Genomic DNA, 14029 nt, shown 5'->3' on the forward strand with positions numbered 1-14029 from the left:
CGTATTTCCAGCAACGGATGAACAGCACGGGAAACCAGATTGCAACGCAACTTTTTCGCCTAAGATTCCCACATCCTTTCCCGCAACATTTTCTTCAAGCCACTGTTCAATCGGCATAGAAACGGCTGAGATGCCCGGAAGTTGAGCATTGAGCAGCCGGCTCGAATTCGCGATTGCAGAATCGGGCTGAAAGGAAGGACATTATGCGTGCACTCCGTTCATTGCTTTTCGTTGGGGCCCTTGCTCTTGCGGCAGGTGCCGCTCATGCAGCACAGATCGGTGTTTCTATTGGAATCGGAACTCCGGTTGTTTACCCTGCTCCGGCACCGGTTGTGTACGTACCGCCATGTCCTGGCCCTGGATACACCTGGGTGCAAGGCTACTACGTGGGCCGGTCCTGGGTTCCCGGGCGCTGGATGGCAGCTCACGAGTGGAGGGAGCATGAATGGCGTGAGCACGAGTGGAGAGAGCACGAGCGCTGGGAGCATGCCCGTGATTACTACCATGACCGCGGATATCACCGTGGCTGGTACCGGTAAGCGGGACTAAAACCGGCTTGGTCGTCCACGGGAGGGTGCGTACAGGCACCCTCCCGCTATTTTCAGATAGAGAATGAAGGAAATCCGCAACTTCCCCGCCCGAATTTTGTTCTAATTATCAGTCGCACCAATCGTAAGCTTGGTATGGCTTCCGGCTAGCAAGGGAACAGGAACAAGCCGGGGGAGGGCTTCCGCTATGCGGATCTTACGTTCACTTCTTTTCCTCAGTCTGTTGGCACTGCCTTTTACAGCTGCCCGTGCTGAAGTCGTAGTGGGTATTGGCATTGGACCTGTTATTGCTCCACCGCCACCAGTCGTGGCTTATGGTCCGCCGGTCTGCGATTACGGCTACTATCCTTACTATCCCTACACTTGTGCTCCGTATGGCTATTACGGCCCCAACTGGTTCGCCGGTGGCGTCTTTATCGGTGCAGGTCCCTGGTATCACTGGCATGGACCCTATTATGGGGGCTGGCACAGAGCTGGTTATTACTACGGAGGTCGTCCTGGCTGGTACGGTCATGGTTACGCCCCAATACGTCCGATAGGCCCATATAGAGGCGGATACGGAGCTTATGGCCATCCTTACGGGGGTGGTGGAGTTCCACACATGAATGGCGGATACGGAGGCGGTCCTCGCTTTAGTGGCGGCGGAGGCTTCCACGGCGGTGGTGGTTTCCATGGAGGCGGAGGCTTTCATGGTGGCGGCGGACACCGCTAACAACAATCAAAATCAGTAGCAAAGCCCGGTCATCCGGGCTTTTGCTATTTCTGCTTAGCTAGCTCTGACACCATTTCGGCTATTCGTTCTGAGGCATCCGGATGCGCAAATTTCCGGGCGGTCTCCCCCATCTGCCTTAAGCGTTCCGGACTCTCAAGCAGGACCAGAAGTTCCCTTAATAGGCGTTCAGGCGATGCTTCTGCTTCCAACAGCAGGAGAGCTGCTCCATCCTCTGCCAGAACCTCTGCATTCTTTCGCTGATGATCATCTGCTGCAGCCGCGAAGGGAATGAGCAGAGAGGCCTTTCCTGCTGCCGCTAACTCCGCTACAGTGCTGGCACCGCTTCGAGAGAGCACCAGATCCGCCGCCTCAAAACGTAAAGGCATGTCATCGAGAAATGGATGAACTTGCCAGCGGGAAGGATCTGCTCCACTTTGAGCATAGGCCGCCTGCGTGGCCTCAGCATGACGCGCTCCAGCCTGATGCAGAATCGTCAGCCCCGGAATTGCCTTCAGCAGTCGATCCGCAATCTGTGGCATGAGGGTATTGAGAATTCTGGCTCCCTGGCTTCCACCAAAAACCAGCAACTGACGTTGCGAGGAACTAGCTGGATCCCGCCGCTGTAGCTCGAAAAATTCCCTTCTCACAGGAATTCCAGTCGCTTGAGCGTTGCGGAAATAGCGCATGGCGGGTGGAAAATTCACTGCTGCGGCAGATACCCACTTGCCGACTTTGCGATTTACCATCCCTGGCATTGCATTCGGCTCAAAAGCCAGTGTGGGAATTCGCTCCATGATCGCCGCAATCATAGCCGGCCCGGAAGCATACCCGCCTACGCCGACCACCACGTGAGGACGAAACCGGTGTAGCAGACCAAAGCAGGAGAAGATCCCGAGAGGAAGCCCCATCAAGGTTTTCAGACGCGTAAAGAGGCTGACGTTATTCAGCTGACCAACCTGGATGAGATCCAGGGGATATCCGGCCTGTGGCACCAGACGAGTTTCCAAGCCTCGCGAAGTTCCAACGAAGCGAATTTCAGCGCCATAGCGCTCAGTTAATTCCCTGGCAATCGCAAGCGCAGGAATAATATGCCCGCCGGTTCCTCCACCGGCGATCAGAACCCGCAGCACTCCCATCTATCTAGTCGATCTCCCTGGTGATATTCAGCAAGACTCCCATACCGACCAACATGAAGAAGAGCGAGGTTCCGCCATTGGAGATGAAGGGCAAAGGAATTCCTTTGGTAGGAAGCAATGCGATCACAACGCTGATATTAAAAAATGCCTGTCCCAAGATGGTCGTCGTAAGGCCAAACGCAACGAAGCGGGCAAAAGGATCCTTGAGAAGGACTGCCACCCGAAGGCCCCGATAACCAAGAGCGATGAACAAGCCAAGAACAACCAATGCGCCGAGTAGCCCTAGCTCCTCCGCAATATTGGCAAAAATGAAATCGGTATGAGGCTCAGGCAGGTAGAAAAGCTTTGCGATACCCTCCATAAAACCTCTGCCGAAAATACCTCCCGATCCGACGGCAATCAAGGACTGAATAATATGGAATCCACTCCCTTGCGGATCGGCCTCCGGGTTGATGAAAGCCAGCATTCTCTGCCGTCGAAATGCTACCCGGAATAGCAACACGTATAAAACAGGAGCAGCAGCCAAAGCTGCATAGATCAGATACTTGAAATCCATTCCCGCCAGATACAGCATGAGCGCCGTCACACCGGCACAAACCAGCGCTGTTCCAAGGTCGGGTTCTTTCACAATGAGAGCGATAAAGATAAGGCTGGGGAGTGCTGCCGGAAGGATAGTTTTTCGCCAATCTTCAATCTGATGCATCCGGTTCTGCAGAAACCAGGCCAGGAAAAACACCAGAACAGGTTTGGCAATCTCGGAGGGTTGAAAACTAAACCCTCCAAAACGAACCCAGCGGTGCGCTCCATGAGAAGCTGGCCCCAAAAGGACACCCAACAGCAGCAGGGTTGTGACGCCGATAGCAGGAAAAACAAAAGCCGTCCTGTTGTAGTAGCGATAATTCACCTGCATCAGCAGGGCCATCGAGATCAGTCCCGCAACAGCCCAACCTGCCTGCCTTACTACAAATGCATAGGGAGAACCGTAGCGGTCATTTGCCATTACAGCTGAGGCGCTGAAGACCATCACCAGGCCAATCACCACCAACAGCAAGGTAATGCCAAACAACCACTTGTCCACTCCTACGCGTTTTGCCATGCCTTATGCCCTTGTCGCTTCATCACCAGTTCTTTGAAGACACGTCCGCGGTGCTCGTAGCTCTGGAACTGATCGAAGCTCGAACAAGCGGGAGCCAGAAGCACGATATCTCCAGGCTTCGCAGCGTCACCAGCCTTGGAAACAGCATTCTCCATAGTCGCTGCTGGGATGATCGGCACAGTGCCACCAATATGACTAGTAATCTTTGCAGCTGCAGCACCAATGGTGTAAACAGCCTTTACACGCAGACGCAAAAGAGCGTTCAGCTCGCTGTAGTCGGAGTTCTTATCTTTGCCACCCAGAATGAGGTGGATATTTCCGGGAAACGACTCAATTGCTTTGGCAGTCGCATCTACGTTGGTGGCCTTGGAGTCGTTGTAGTATTCCACGCCATTGATCGTTGCGACATGCTCCAAACGATGCTCCACCGCATGGAAAGCCTCGACAGCCGAACGAATCGATGCAATGGAAGCACCTGCCAGGTGCGTCGAGCACACAGCCGCCAGAATATTCTCCAGATTGTGCTTCCCCTTCAATGGAATGGAAGCAACCGGCATGACTCGCTCCACCTCTCCACCCTCACGGCGGAAGACGATCCAGTCATTCTCAACCCAGCAGCCGACAGAAACAGACTTCTGACGACTAAACCAATACACCTGTGAAGGAGCACGCGACGCGGCTTCCGCGGCACGAGAATTGTCAGCATTCAGCACGACAAAATCCGCTCCCGTCTGACGGGCAAAGATGCGTTCCTTTGTAAGCGCGTAATTTTCCAGTGTTCCGTGGCGATCCAGGTGGTCGGGAGTGATATTCAGGATCACGGCCACACGGGGGCGGAACTCCTCGGTGGTTTCCAATTGGAAACTGGAGACCTCAAGAACGGACCAGCCATCTTCGCGGCTCTCCTCTACCAGATCGATAACCGGGCGTCCGATATTGCCACCAATACCCGTTGGAATTCCCGCCGCTTTCATGATTTCGCCAGCTAAGGTAGTCGTGGTGGTTTTCCCGTTCGAACCGGTAATGGCCAGAATGTTGCCCTTCAGATAGCGCGAGGCCAGCTCCAACTCTCCAATAACAGGGCGGTTGAAGCTCTTCGCCTGTACCAGTTCCGGAGTTTGTATCGGCACACCGGGACTGACGACAATCAAATCCTGTCTGCGGAAGGTTAAAAGTCCGTGTCCTCCGGCTTCCACCATGACACCCGCGTCCAGAAGCTGAGGCAGCTCATCGGCCAAGGCCTCGGCCTTACGAACATCGGAGACCGTGACTTGCGCACCCTGATTCCGCAAAAATAGTGCCGCAGACAAACCGGATTTGCCGAGCCCGACAACGAGAACTTTTTTACCTTTCAATTCCATAACCAGCCTGCTTCTTTCTTCGGCAGCGACACTGACGCCACCGGCTTTATCTCAATTTCAATGTGGTCAGGGCAAATAATGCAAATATCAGTGCCGCAATCCAGAAACGCGCAATCACCTTTGACTCTGACCAGCCCATCAACTCGAAATGGTGATGCAAAGGAGCCATTTTGAAGATGCGTTTTCCATTGCGCAGTTTATAGCTTCCCACCTGCAGAATCACCGAAACAGCCTCTATCACGAAAATTCCGCCGATAAAGGGCAACAACAGCTCCTGCTTGATGATCACAGCCACGGTACCCAGAGCACCACCCAAAGCCAGAGAACCGACATCTCCCATGAAGATCTCTGCCGGATGTGCGTTATACCACAGAAATCCGATGCTTGCTCCCACCATGGCACCACAGAAGACCGTCAACTCGCTAACGAGCGGCATCCGCTGCAATTCCAGATAATCCGCAAAGACCACATGCCCGCTTACGTAGGTCAGAACGGTCAAAGCTCCAGCCGCAATAATCGTACATCCTATTGCCAGACCGTCGAGACCATCGGTCAGGTTAACAGCATTGCTGGAAAAGACAATCACCAACGTAACAAAAACGATGAAGGGCAGAAACGCCAACATGCCCAGGTGCGGTAACGAACCAAGGGCGTGAATCGCCAGGTCTGGCCGAAAACGCTTGATAAAAGGGACGATCAGATGAGTGGAGTAGCTCCCTTGGAACTGCATCGCCACTAGCACGGTGGCGACAACCAAACTTGCCAGAATCTGATACGCCATCTTGGCTCTGGCCGTAAGTCCCAGATTCCTGCGATGGATTACTTTGATGTAGTCGTCGGCAAAACCAATTGCGCCAAAAGCCAGAGTAGAACCAACTGTCAGCCAGACAAAAGGATTTGTCAGGTCGGCCCACAGCAAAGTTGGCAGCAAAATGGCGAGACATATCAGAATGCCGCCCATTGTCGGCGTCCCTGCCTTTTTCTGGTGCTGCTTGGGGCCTTCCTCGCGGATATATTGGCCGATCTGAAACTCACGAAGCTTTTCGATCACATAAGGACCGATCAAAAGTGCAATAAGCAGCGCCGTGGCCGTGGCAAAGGCGGTGCGAAACGTCAGATACCGAAAAATACGGAAAGGTCTGAAGTAAGGAAACAGCTTCTGATATAGGAGCCAGTAGAGCAAACTTCCTCCGGCGGATGTGGGCGTTGTGGTTAATCTTACAAGAAGCTAAGAAGCGGGCAGCTAAAATCCGGTCAGCTAAAGTCCGGTTGGCGACGGCTTCGCCGTCCGAGCAAAAAATATCTGCTATCCCCTCTCTGCATTCATTTCCTATCAAGCTGAGGCAGCGAAGCCGGCTGACCGGACTTTAGCTGACCGCTTTATCAGCTGGATTCTTTCAGCTTCTCCAGAGCCTGCTCCAAGCGCACACCACGCGATGCCTTCATCAGAACCACATCCCCCGGACGCAGCTCTGTCTTCAACCACTCACCGGCAGCCTGCGGAGAATCGACAAAAGTCGCGGTGATTCCGCCCTGCCTGGCACCAGCCACGATATATTGCGCATTCCCGCGAACCCCCAGCAGCAGATCGATTCCTTCTCGCGCAGCCTTTTCGCCACAACTCCGGTGCAAAGCCGTCGATTCGGGACCAAGCTCCAGCATCTCACCTGCGACAACAATCCTCCGCTCTCCCTTCATCCCGGCCAGAGTATGAATCATGGACGCCAGTGCCTCAGGATTGGAGTTGTAGCAATCGTTGATGATCGTGGCGCCCCGGAGCGTTAGCACCTCGCCACGATTTCCGGTTGGACGTAACCCTTCCAGAGCTGCGCAGCATTCTTCGAGAGAGATTCCCGCCTGCAGACCTACAGCGGCCGCTGCAAGGCTGTTCTGAACGTTGTGTCTCCCCAACAAGTGCAGTTCAACCGATGCCTGCTTGTCCTCGAAGTGAAGGAGGAAGCGAGTCCGCCCCGATATCTCTTCGATCTGATCGGCGCGAGGATCGGCACAGGGGCCGGAGCCAAAGTAAACGGCCTTGCCTCGAAAATCTCTTCCAAATTGCGAGACATAGTGGTCGTCGCAGTTTAGGAATGCGATTCCGTTTCCAGGCAGCGCCTCTACCAGCTCATATTTGGCTCGAGCAACTCCGGCTTGTCCGTCCGAAAAATTCTCGGCGTGCGCATGCCCAACGTTTGTGATGACACCCCATTCGGGAGAGGCAATCTTCGCAAGCATGGCAATTTCACCGGGATGAGACATTCCCATTTCAATCACGGCCATATCGTGCTCAGGCTGCAGCTTCAACAACTGCAAAGGGAGCCCGAAACCGTTGTTCAGATTGCCCTCTGACTTCAATACGTGGAAACGTTTGGAAAGAACGGCGGCAATCGCTTCTTTGGTGGTCGTCTTTCCAGCGCTTCCCGTCACCGCTACAACCGGCTTGCCCCAGTACTTCCTCACAGCAGAGGCCAGCTGTTGCAAGGCCAGAAGAGGGTCTTCCACTACAAGCAAAGTGAGACCAAGAGAGTTCAGTGCTGGAGCTTTCGCACTCGACACAACTGCGGCACAGGCACCATGCTCTTTTGCCGTAGCTACAAAATCGTGACCATCGAATCGCTCTCCCTTCACAGCAAAGAACAACTCGCCATTCTGAAGGGTTCGGGAATCGATGGAATAGCCTGTAGCTGTTCCCTTCGCTCCTGCAGGTTCGATCCTGGCATCGCTCCAACGTGCAATCTCTTCGAGTCCCAGCTTCATGCCCTCTCTCCTCGAAAACCAAGCTCAGCTAAAGCCTTGGCTGCTTCGGTCACATCATCAAAAGGAATGGTGCGATCGGCAAGGATCTGGATCTTCTCGTGGCCCTTGCCTGCGAGCAACACGATATCACCCGGGTGCGCCTGCCGCAGAGCCTCGCGGATTCCTGTCGCGCGATCCGGCTCCTCGACAAATGCAGTTCCTGTTGCTGCCAAACCCGGTAAAACATCCTTCAGGATGGCTCGTGGTTCTTCACTGCGCGGGTTGTCCGAAGTCAGCACAACAAAATCGCTTGCCTCCCCCGCAGCTTTGCCCATCAACGGACGTTTTGTTCTGTCTCTATCTCCACCACAGCCGAAGAGCGTAATCACTCTGCCTTTATGTGGTGATACAAACTCTCTTGCCAGAACAAGAAGATTTCGCAGTGCATCGTCGGTATGCGCATAATCCACCACTACGGTGAAGGGCTGGCCATTATCTACTGTCTGGAAACGCCCGGGAACACACGGCAACAATTCTGCACCACGCCCGATCTCTTCGAGGGACAAACCACGACCACAGGCTGCAGCCGCAGCTGCGAGGAAGTTATACACATTCACTCGACCGGTGAGTCGCGTCTTGACTGGAACAGATCCGAATGGGGTCTTGAGCTGAAAACTCATGCCTGACGCAGCCATCCGAATCTCTTCGGCCTTAAATTCCGCCTCTTTCAAGCCGTACGACCAAGCCTCCGCGCCCGAAGCTTTTGCTGCATCGATAAATCGCGGACCGTAGGGATCATCTGCATTCACAACTGCTACGCGAGGAGGTCGTCCATTCGCTCCGTCGAAGAGCTTCCTCTTGGCTTCGAAATACCGTTCCATGGTGCCGTGATAATCCAGATGATCTCGCGTGAGATTAGTGAAAATAGCGACATCAAATCCCAGCCCCGCAACGCGACCTTGATCAAGCGCATGAGAAGAAACCTCCATCACCATCTCGCTTGCCCCGCAAGCCACTCCATCGGACATCAATTCAAAAAGGTCACGTGACTCCGGCGTGGTATGAGGCGAGGAACGAACTTCGCCGCAGACGTGATACTCAATCGTCCCCACCAGTACCGTCTTGCGACCAACGCTGTTCAGCATAGCGTCGGTAAGGAAAGCAGTTGTGGTCTTGCCGTTTGTTCCCGTAACACCGGTCAGGCTTAACCGGTTTTCCGGCTTGCCAAAGAAGTTGGAAGACAAAGCAGCAAGAGCTTCGCGTCCATGCTGAACTTCGACGACAGCAATCTGCTTCTTATCGCTGAGTTGAGCAAAGCTCTCACTCGAATCGGTCACAATCGCGGCAGCACCGGAGGCTATTGCTGCATCTGCGAAACGGTTTCCGTCCGTGCTGCCCCCCTTCATTGCGACAAAGAGCGAGCCGGGACGTACCTGACGCGAATCATATTCGATCCCCGCAATTTCAGGATTGGATCCGCTACGGCGTGAAAACTTTATTCCAGCGAGTACTTGATTCCATTGCATAGAAATATGGATTTTAGAGCATTCCGATTTTGAATGCTGTGAAACAGCTGCTTGCACCAGCCGATCAGCTTTCTAGGAAAACTCTTCAGCCGCGCTACCTTGTACAACGCACCACTACTTGCGTACCTGCAGGAACCTTTGTCCCTGGAGCAGGAGCTTGCTCGCGAACGATTCCACTGCCCAAAATCTGCACGCCTAAACCAGCCGCACCGGCTTGTTCGATAACCTTTCGGACCGGCAAACCTATGAAGGAAGGCACAGCAATACGCTTTCCGGCATCGAGGACAACCGATCCTTGCTTTGTCGGCTGCGGAGACGGAAGCACCTGCGCCTGCAACGGCCCTTGCTGTTGAGGTTTCGGTTGCGCCTCCTGCCGAGGTTTGAGCTTAGTTTCAGCAGGCGTCGGCAACACAGGCGATGGCGGAGCACCAGCTGCAATTGGAGCCCTGGTGTCCCCCGCAGGCTGAGGAGTCCGCAACGGATCATCCGGCGGAAGATTGTTTATCTCAGCAAAGAAGGTGTTCAGGTCGCCTGTATGCTCTGCAGGCTCCTCTTCCAATTGTGTCTCTCTGGCCTTCGCAAGGACAGGAGCCGATTTCACCTCTGTGTCATGAGGAATGCCCAGATATTCCAATACTTGCTGTGCAACTTCGGCAAAGACCGGCCCGCCGATAGCGCCGCCGTGATGCTGTCCTTGCGGAGAGTCCAGAATCACGGCAATAGAAATCACTGGATTGTTGACGGGCGCAAATCCGGCAAAAGACGCGATGTAGTTCGTCTTCGAATAAGTGTGCGTGCGCACATCAATCTTCTGCGCTGTTCCGCTTTTGCCGCCGGAAGAATAGCCATTCAGCATAGCCTTCTTGCCCGTTCCGAAAAGCACCACGCCTTCCATCATCTTCCGCATTTCTGCAGAGGTCATGGTGGAGATCACGCGATGTGCACCCTGTGGCAGAGGATCGGGCAATTGGCCATCGGAGCGAATCCGGCTCGGTTTCAGGTTTGCGCTTCCCTTGGTTTCATTCGTCGTCTGCAAAAGAATGTGCGGAGGCAGATAGACACCGCCATTTGCAATAGCGGAGACCATCGAAATCAATTGAACAGGAGTAACACCTACCTCCTGCCCCATCGACACAGATCCGATACTCGAAGGCGACCAGCGGTTCGGCGGCTTGATCAGGCCTCGTGTCTCGCCCGGCAATTCGATACCGCTGCGGGCCCCAAATCCGTAGTTCCGAATGTATTTATAGAACCGCTCATCTCCCAATCGAAGACCGATCTTGATGGAACCTACGTCGCTTGAATTCCAAAGAATCGCCGAAGTACTTAAGGCTCCGAAGGGGTGCCAGTCGTGAATCAAGCGGCCATTCACGACGATTTTGCCCATCTGACAGTCAAAGACTTCGTTGGGATTCGTCAGCCTCTCTTCCAGTGCAGAAGAGATCGTCACCAGCTTGAAAGTCGAACCGGGTTCGTAGACATCGCTGACAGCGTGATTGCGAAGCAGCTCCGAAGAAGCATGGCGAAAATCATTTGGATTGAAAGTAGGACGAATCGCCAAAGCCAGTATCTGTCCAGAGTGCACATCCTGCACAACAACCGTTCCGTTTAAGGCTTTGGTGTCCTGCATGGTATGTTCGAGCGCACGTTCTGCCATGAACTGGATATTCTCGTCCAGAGTCAGGACAAGGTTCTCACCGGCTTTTGGCTCCTGCTCTACACTTCCGTAGCTGTGACGGCGAGCATCGAGAGCGGTTAGCATATGGCCGGAGATGCCATGCAGCTGCTTATCGAATTTCTGTTCGAGCCCGCCCAAGCCACTGTCGTCAATGCCTACATAACCTAGAACCTGCGCGGCAATTTCGTTATTCGGATAGAAGCGCTTGAACTCTTTCTGAACATAGATGCCCTTCAGATTAAGGGCCTTCACCTGCTGGCTCACCTGAGGATCGAGCTTTCGCGCTACCCAGGCAAAGTTCCTGGAAGCATTCAAACGCGCGAGGATCTGCTGTCCTCCAGTGAAACTATCGGTGGGATCCAGATGTACGACCCTGGAAAGAGCTTCGGCGGTCTGCTGTTTGTCTGTAATCTCCGATGGAACCGCGTAGATCGAATCCACCAGTACGGTCATGGCCAGCTCGCGCAGATTCCTGTCGTACAGGACGCCACGACGTGGCGCCACTTCGAAGGTGCGCTGCTGCTGTTTCTGGGCTCTCTCGACAAACTCCGGATGCCGAAAGATCTGCAACCATACCAATTTAAAGACGATGAGAGCAGCCCAGAACAGGAAGAAGAAGGCTACTGTAACAAAACGAACCCGGCGTATAGGAGCCGAAAGAGGCTGTTTCAGGGTGGAAGTCTGGGAAATGGACGGAACCCGCTTCACCTCGGCGACCGCGCCTTTCACGGCTTAGCGAAGAGCCGTCATATCCGCCGACGTCTGAGCCTGCGCCAATGCCGGGGCACTGGTTTCCACAGGAGCATCCGGACGAACTACCTGTCCCGGCTTTGGAGCATCCAGACCAAGCTGGCGAGCCATGCGATCGATCCGTCCGGGATCGCCTAGCTGAGCCTCCGTTAACCGAAGCTGGCGATTCTGCTCGCGAAGCTGCTCACGCTGCTGCTTTTCCGCTTCGATCCGATAGCCATATTCAATGGCACTGAAGTGCTGCCATCCATAGAACATAACCAGGGTGAACAAAACCGTCATTGCAGCGGTAAAAAGCCGCATCTCCCGCGTACGTTGCGGATCCTCAGCCTTTACCAAGCGTGAATTGTCGAAATGCTTAACGAAGAAAACCTCTGGCGTAGGGCCGCGACGAGCACGTTGCTGTGCGGCAAAAAGAGACGAATTGCGTTCCGTCAGCGCTTCCGCGTGCTGGCGGCTGCTACCGGTTAGGTTCTGCGCCGTCATTGCTTGTGTCGCCATCTTGTCGTCTCCTTACTACTCTCTTTACTTCTAAAATCTCTCTTCCCTCTCATTAAGCTGCCGGGTCTGGGCCGCCTATCTCATGGAGGGACTTGCTTGAGTCGTCTAGCTTTCGCCTTTTGCTAGTGGTACCGCCCTGTTACCCGATCACAAGGTGTGCCGGATACTTCAGGGTGGGACGACCCGACCCGGTCCCGCTCTTTCATCCAATCTGCTTGGTCGTTCTTTCCGCGGCTCGGAGCTTAGCGCTGCGAGCTCTGGGATTCCGATCCGTTTCCTCTTGTTCCGCTACAACCGGCTTGCGAGTGAGCACCTCGAAAATTCCATCCCGTGCTGCATCCCGCAAGGCATCCTTAGCCAGACGATCTTCCAACGAGTGAAAGCTGATCACTACCAGACGCCCTTTTGGCTTAAGCAGCCTCGGTGAAGCTGCCAGCAGAGTCCGGATCTCTCCCAGCTCGTCATTTACGAAAATTCGGAGTGCTTGAAAGGTTCTAGTGGCCGGGTGAATACGTTCATGTTTCATCGCCGGGGCCGCAGCCGAAACGATTCTGGCAAGTTGTGCCGTTGTCGTGATCGGCCGCGCCCTGACAATAGCTCTGGCGATTCTCCGCGACCTCCTTTCCTCTCCGAATTCGTAAACAAGGTTGGCAAGTTCTTTTTCGCCAGCCTGGTTTACCACCTGTTCGGCGGTGCGCCCGTAACGCGGATTCATCCGCATATCCAGTGGGCCTTCCGCCTGAAAACTAAATCCTCTATGCGCTTCGTCCAGCTGCATGGAACTGACTCCAAAGTCCGCCAGTATCCCATCCACGCTGCTCGGAACAAGATGCCGTTCAGCTGAGGAAAATTCCTCACTGACGTATTGCACCCGGGGCATTGCCGCCCCTAATTCCTCAGCTAACCGGCCAAGCCGTTCTTGTGCCCGCGCCATCGCTTCAGGGTCTCGATCAAAGGCAATCAGAGTGCCTTGAGGTCCCAGCAATCGCGCAATCGCACTTGAATGACCAGCAAATCCCAAGGTGGCGTCCACGTATGTGCCACCCGTGCGTACATTCAGGTATCGGATCGCATCCTGTAAAAGAACTGGCACATGCCGATCAATTCCTTCGTTCATGTGCTCCCCCCCTGAGGGGCCATCTGCTTCGCCCTCTATAGGCCGAAGTCGGCCAATGCCTTTTCGTCTTCCGGCGTCATCGGATTGGCATCCATGTTCTGTCTAAAGTCCTCGTGATTGGTTACTTCCAGATACGTCTGCATCCCGAAGACCAACACGTCACCAGAAACTTTTGCCTCGTCGCGCAGGATCTGCGGAATCAACAATCTTCCCTGCGCATCCAGTTCCGCCATCTGGCCGTAATAATTAATCCTGGCCATCAGCTTCTTTTTCGCAGGATTGAAATTCGGAATCTGAGCCAACTTCTGCTCGACCTTCTCCCATTCCTGCAGCGGATGAATCTCCGCAACCTTTCCATCCCTGCTGGTGATGAAGAACTTAGGCCCGTACTTCTCGTCTACCAGGCGCTTAAAATCCGCCGGCAGCTTGAGCCGTCCTTTCTCATCAACCCGGGTTGGGTAGTTGCCTCGAAACATCTGTACGCCGTCCCGTCGGAAGTGCCCTTTCTGTCACTTGCAGCTCCATACGGCTCTGCTAGTCTCTTTATCGACCTTATGACAACGAAAAGCAATCCTTTTTCTCCACTTTCGACCACTTTCTCCCACAATCGTACCCTAGTAACTTTTCTTCTCAAAACAAGAAACTAGGGATTTATCCAGGTTTTTCGCGGTAATTCTGTGGAAAAGCCAAATCAGAGCGCTTGGCTGATGGAGGCACCACTACCTATTGTGTTTACTTTTTCGATTACCCAAGAATGAATCTTCTTGTCAGATCTCTTGGGCCAAGTTAGGCGTCTCACTCCCAAATTGGCAGGCCGCGGTTACGCTCTGGATTCCGCCGCTGCACATTTCGCTTGCGTTAAGCGGTT

At 54.1% G+C, this 14029-nt stretch carries 12 protein-coding genes; 2 read left to right on the plus strand and 10 right to left on the minus strand.

What is annotated here, in order from left to right; translation table 11 throughout:
* The first annotated feature begins 203 nt into the window (after window positions 1–203).
* Both AC6I7T_RS09275 and AC6I7T_RS09280 read left to right on the plus strand, forming a co-directional pair.
* A complete protein-coding gene (locus tag AC6I7T_RS09275) occupies window positions 204–539 on the plus strand; it encodes a hypothetical protein (RefSeq protein WP_497793084.1) in 336 nt (111 codons plus the stop codon).
* A 196-nt stretch (window positions 540–735) separates the two neighbouring features.
* Window positions 736–1260, plus strand: a complete 525-nt coding sequence (locus tag AC6I7T_RS09280; protein WP_497793085.1) for a hypothetical protein — start codon at window positions 736–738, stop codon at window positions 1258–1260.
* A 44-nt stretch (window positions 1261–1304) separates the two neighbouring features.
* Here the strand turns inward: AC6I7T_RS09280 and murG are convergent, their stop codons facing one another.
* From murG to AC6I7T_RS09330, 10 genes are all read right to left on the minus strand, one after another.
* Window positions 1305–2396, minus strand: coding sequence for an undecaprenyldiphospho-muramoylpentapeptide beta-N-acetylglucosaminyltransferase (gene murG / locus AC6I7T_RS09285; protein WP_497793086.1), 1092 nt, complete (start codon window positions 2394–2396; stop codon window positions 1305–1307).
* A gap of 4 nt (window positions 2397–2400) precedes the next feature.
* Window positions 2401–3492, minus strand: a complete 1092-nt coding sequence (gene ftsW, locus AC6I7T_RS09290; RefSeq protein ID WP_497793087.1) for a putative lipid II flippase FtsW — start codon at window positions 3490–3492, stop codon at window positions 2401–2403.
* Window positions 3477–4853: a UDP-N-acetylmuramoyl-L-alanine--D-glutamate ligase gene (murD, locus tag AC6I7T_RS09295; RefSeq protein WP_497793088.1), complete on the minus strand. Its 1377-nt coding sequence runs from the start codon at window positions 4851–4853 to the stop codon at window positions 3477–3479. The genes ftsW and murD overlap by 16 nt, the downstream gene beginning before the upstream one ends.
* Window positions 4854–4899: 46 nt before the next feature.
* Window positions 4900–6036: a phospho-N-acetylmuramoyl-pentapeptide-transferase gene (gene mraY, locus AC6I7T_RS09300; RefSeq protein ID WP_497793089.1), complete on the minus strand. Its 1137-nt coding sequence runs from the start codon at window positions 6034–6036 to the stop codon at window positions 4900–4902.
* A gap of 200 nt (window positions 6037–6236) precedes the next feature.
* Complete coding sequence (locus AC6I7T_RS09305; RefSeq protein WP_497793090.1) at window positions 6237–7610, minus strand: UDP-N-acetylmuramoyl-tripeptide--D-alanyl-D-alanine ligase; 1374 nt, start codon at window positions 7608–7610, stop codon at window positions 6237–6239.
* Window positions 7607–9115, minus strand: a complete 1509-nt coding sequence (locus AC6I7T_RS09310; protein WP_497793091.1) for a UDP-N-acetylmuramoyl-L-alanyl-D-glutamate--2,6-diaminopimelate ligase — start codon at window positions 9113–9115, stop codon at window positions 7607–7609. Before AC6I7T_RS09310 ends, AC6I7T_RS09305 begins: the two co-directional genes overlap by 4 nt.
* A 94-nt stretch (window positions 9116–9209) precedes the next feature.
* Entirely contained in the window at window positions 9210–11522 is a 2313-nt protein-coding gene (locus tag AC6I7T_RS09315) for a penicillin-binding protein (protein ID WP_497793092.1), read from the minus strand.
* Window positions 11523–11525: 3 nt separating this feature from the next.
* A complete protein-coding gene (locus tag AC6I7T_RS09320) occupies window positions 11526–12044 on the minus strand; it encodes a cell division protein FtsL (protein WP_497793093.1) in 519 nt (172 codons plus the stop codon).
* A 202-nt stretch (window positions 12045–12246) separates the two neighbouring features.
* A complete protein-coding gene (rsmH, locus tag AC6I7T_RS09325; RefSeq protein ID WP_497793094.1) occupies window positions 12247–13161 on the minus strand; it encodes a 16S rRNA (cytosine(1402)-N(4))-methyltransferase RsmH in 915 nt (304 codons plus the stop codon).
* A gap of 35 nt (window positions 13162–13196) precedes the next feature.
* Complete coding sequence (locus tag AC6I7T_RS09330; RefSeq protein WP_497793096.1) at window positions 13197–13637, minus strand: division/cell wall cluster transcriptional repressor MraZ; 441 nt, start codon at window positions 13635–13637, stop codon at window positions 13197–13199.
* Window positions 13638–14029: the final 392 nt, after the last annotated feature.

Source organism: Humiphilus diazotrophicus, assembly GCF_059726315.1.

Coding starts and splice junctions, on each gene's coding strand:
- murG (WP_497793086.1), bottom strand. CDS start 2,396: ATGGGAGTGCTGCGGGTTCTGATCGCCGGTGGAGGAACCGGCGGGCAT.
- murD (WP_497793088.1), bottom strand. CDS start 4,853: ATGGAATTGAAAGGTAAAAAAGTTCTCGTTGTCGGGCTCGGCAAATCC.
- AC6I7T_RS09275 (WP_497793084.1), top strand. CDS start 204: ATGCGTGCACTCCGTTCATTGCTTTTCGTTGGGGCCCTTGCTCTTGCG.
- AC6I7T_RS09305 (WP_497793090.1), bottom strand. CDS start 7,610: ATGAAGCTGGGACTCGAAGAGATTGCACGTTGGAGCGATGCCAGGATC.
- AC6I7T_RS09320 (WP_497793093.1), bottom strand. CDS start 12,044: ATGGCGACACAAGCAATGACGGCGCAGAACCTAACCGGTAGCAGCCGC.
- AC6I7T_RS09280 (WP_497793085.1), top strand. CDS start 736: ATGCGGATCTTACGTTCACTTCTTTTCCTCAGTCTGTTGGCACTGCCT.
- rsmH (WP_497793094.1), bottom strand. CDS start 13,161: ATGAACGAAGGAATTGATCGGCATGTGCCAGTTCTTTTACAGGATGCG.
- ftsW (WP_497793087.1), bottom strand. CDS start 3,492: ATGGCAAAACGCGTAGGAGTGGACAAGTGGTTGTTTGGCATTACCTTG.
- AC6I7T_RS09330 (WP_497793096.1), bottom strand. CDS start 13,637: ATGTTTCGAGGCAACTACCCAACCCGGGTTGATGAGAAAGGACGGCTC.
- AC6I7T_RS09310 (WP_497793091.1), bottom strand. CDS start 9,115: ATGCAATGGAATCAAGTACTCGCTGGAATAAAGTTTTCACGCCGTAGC.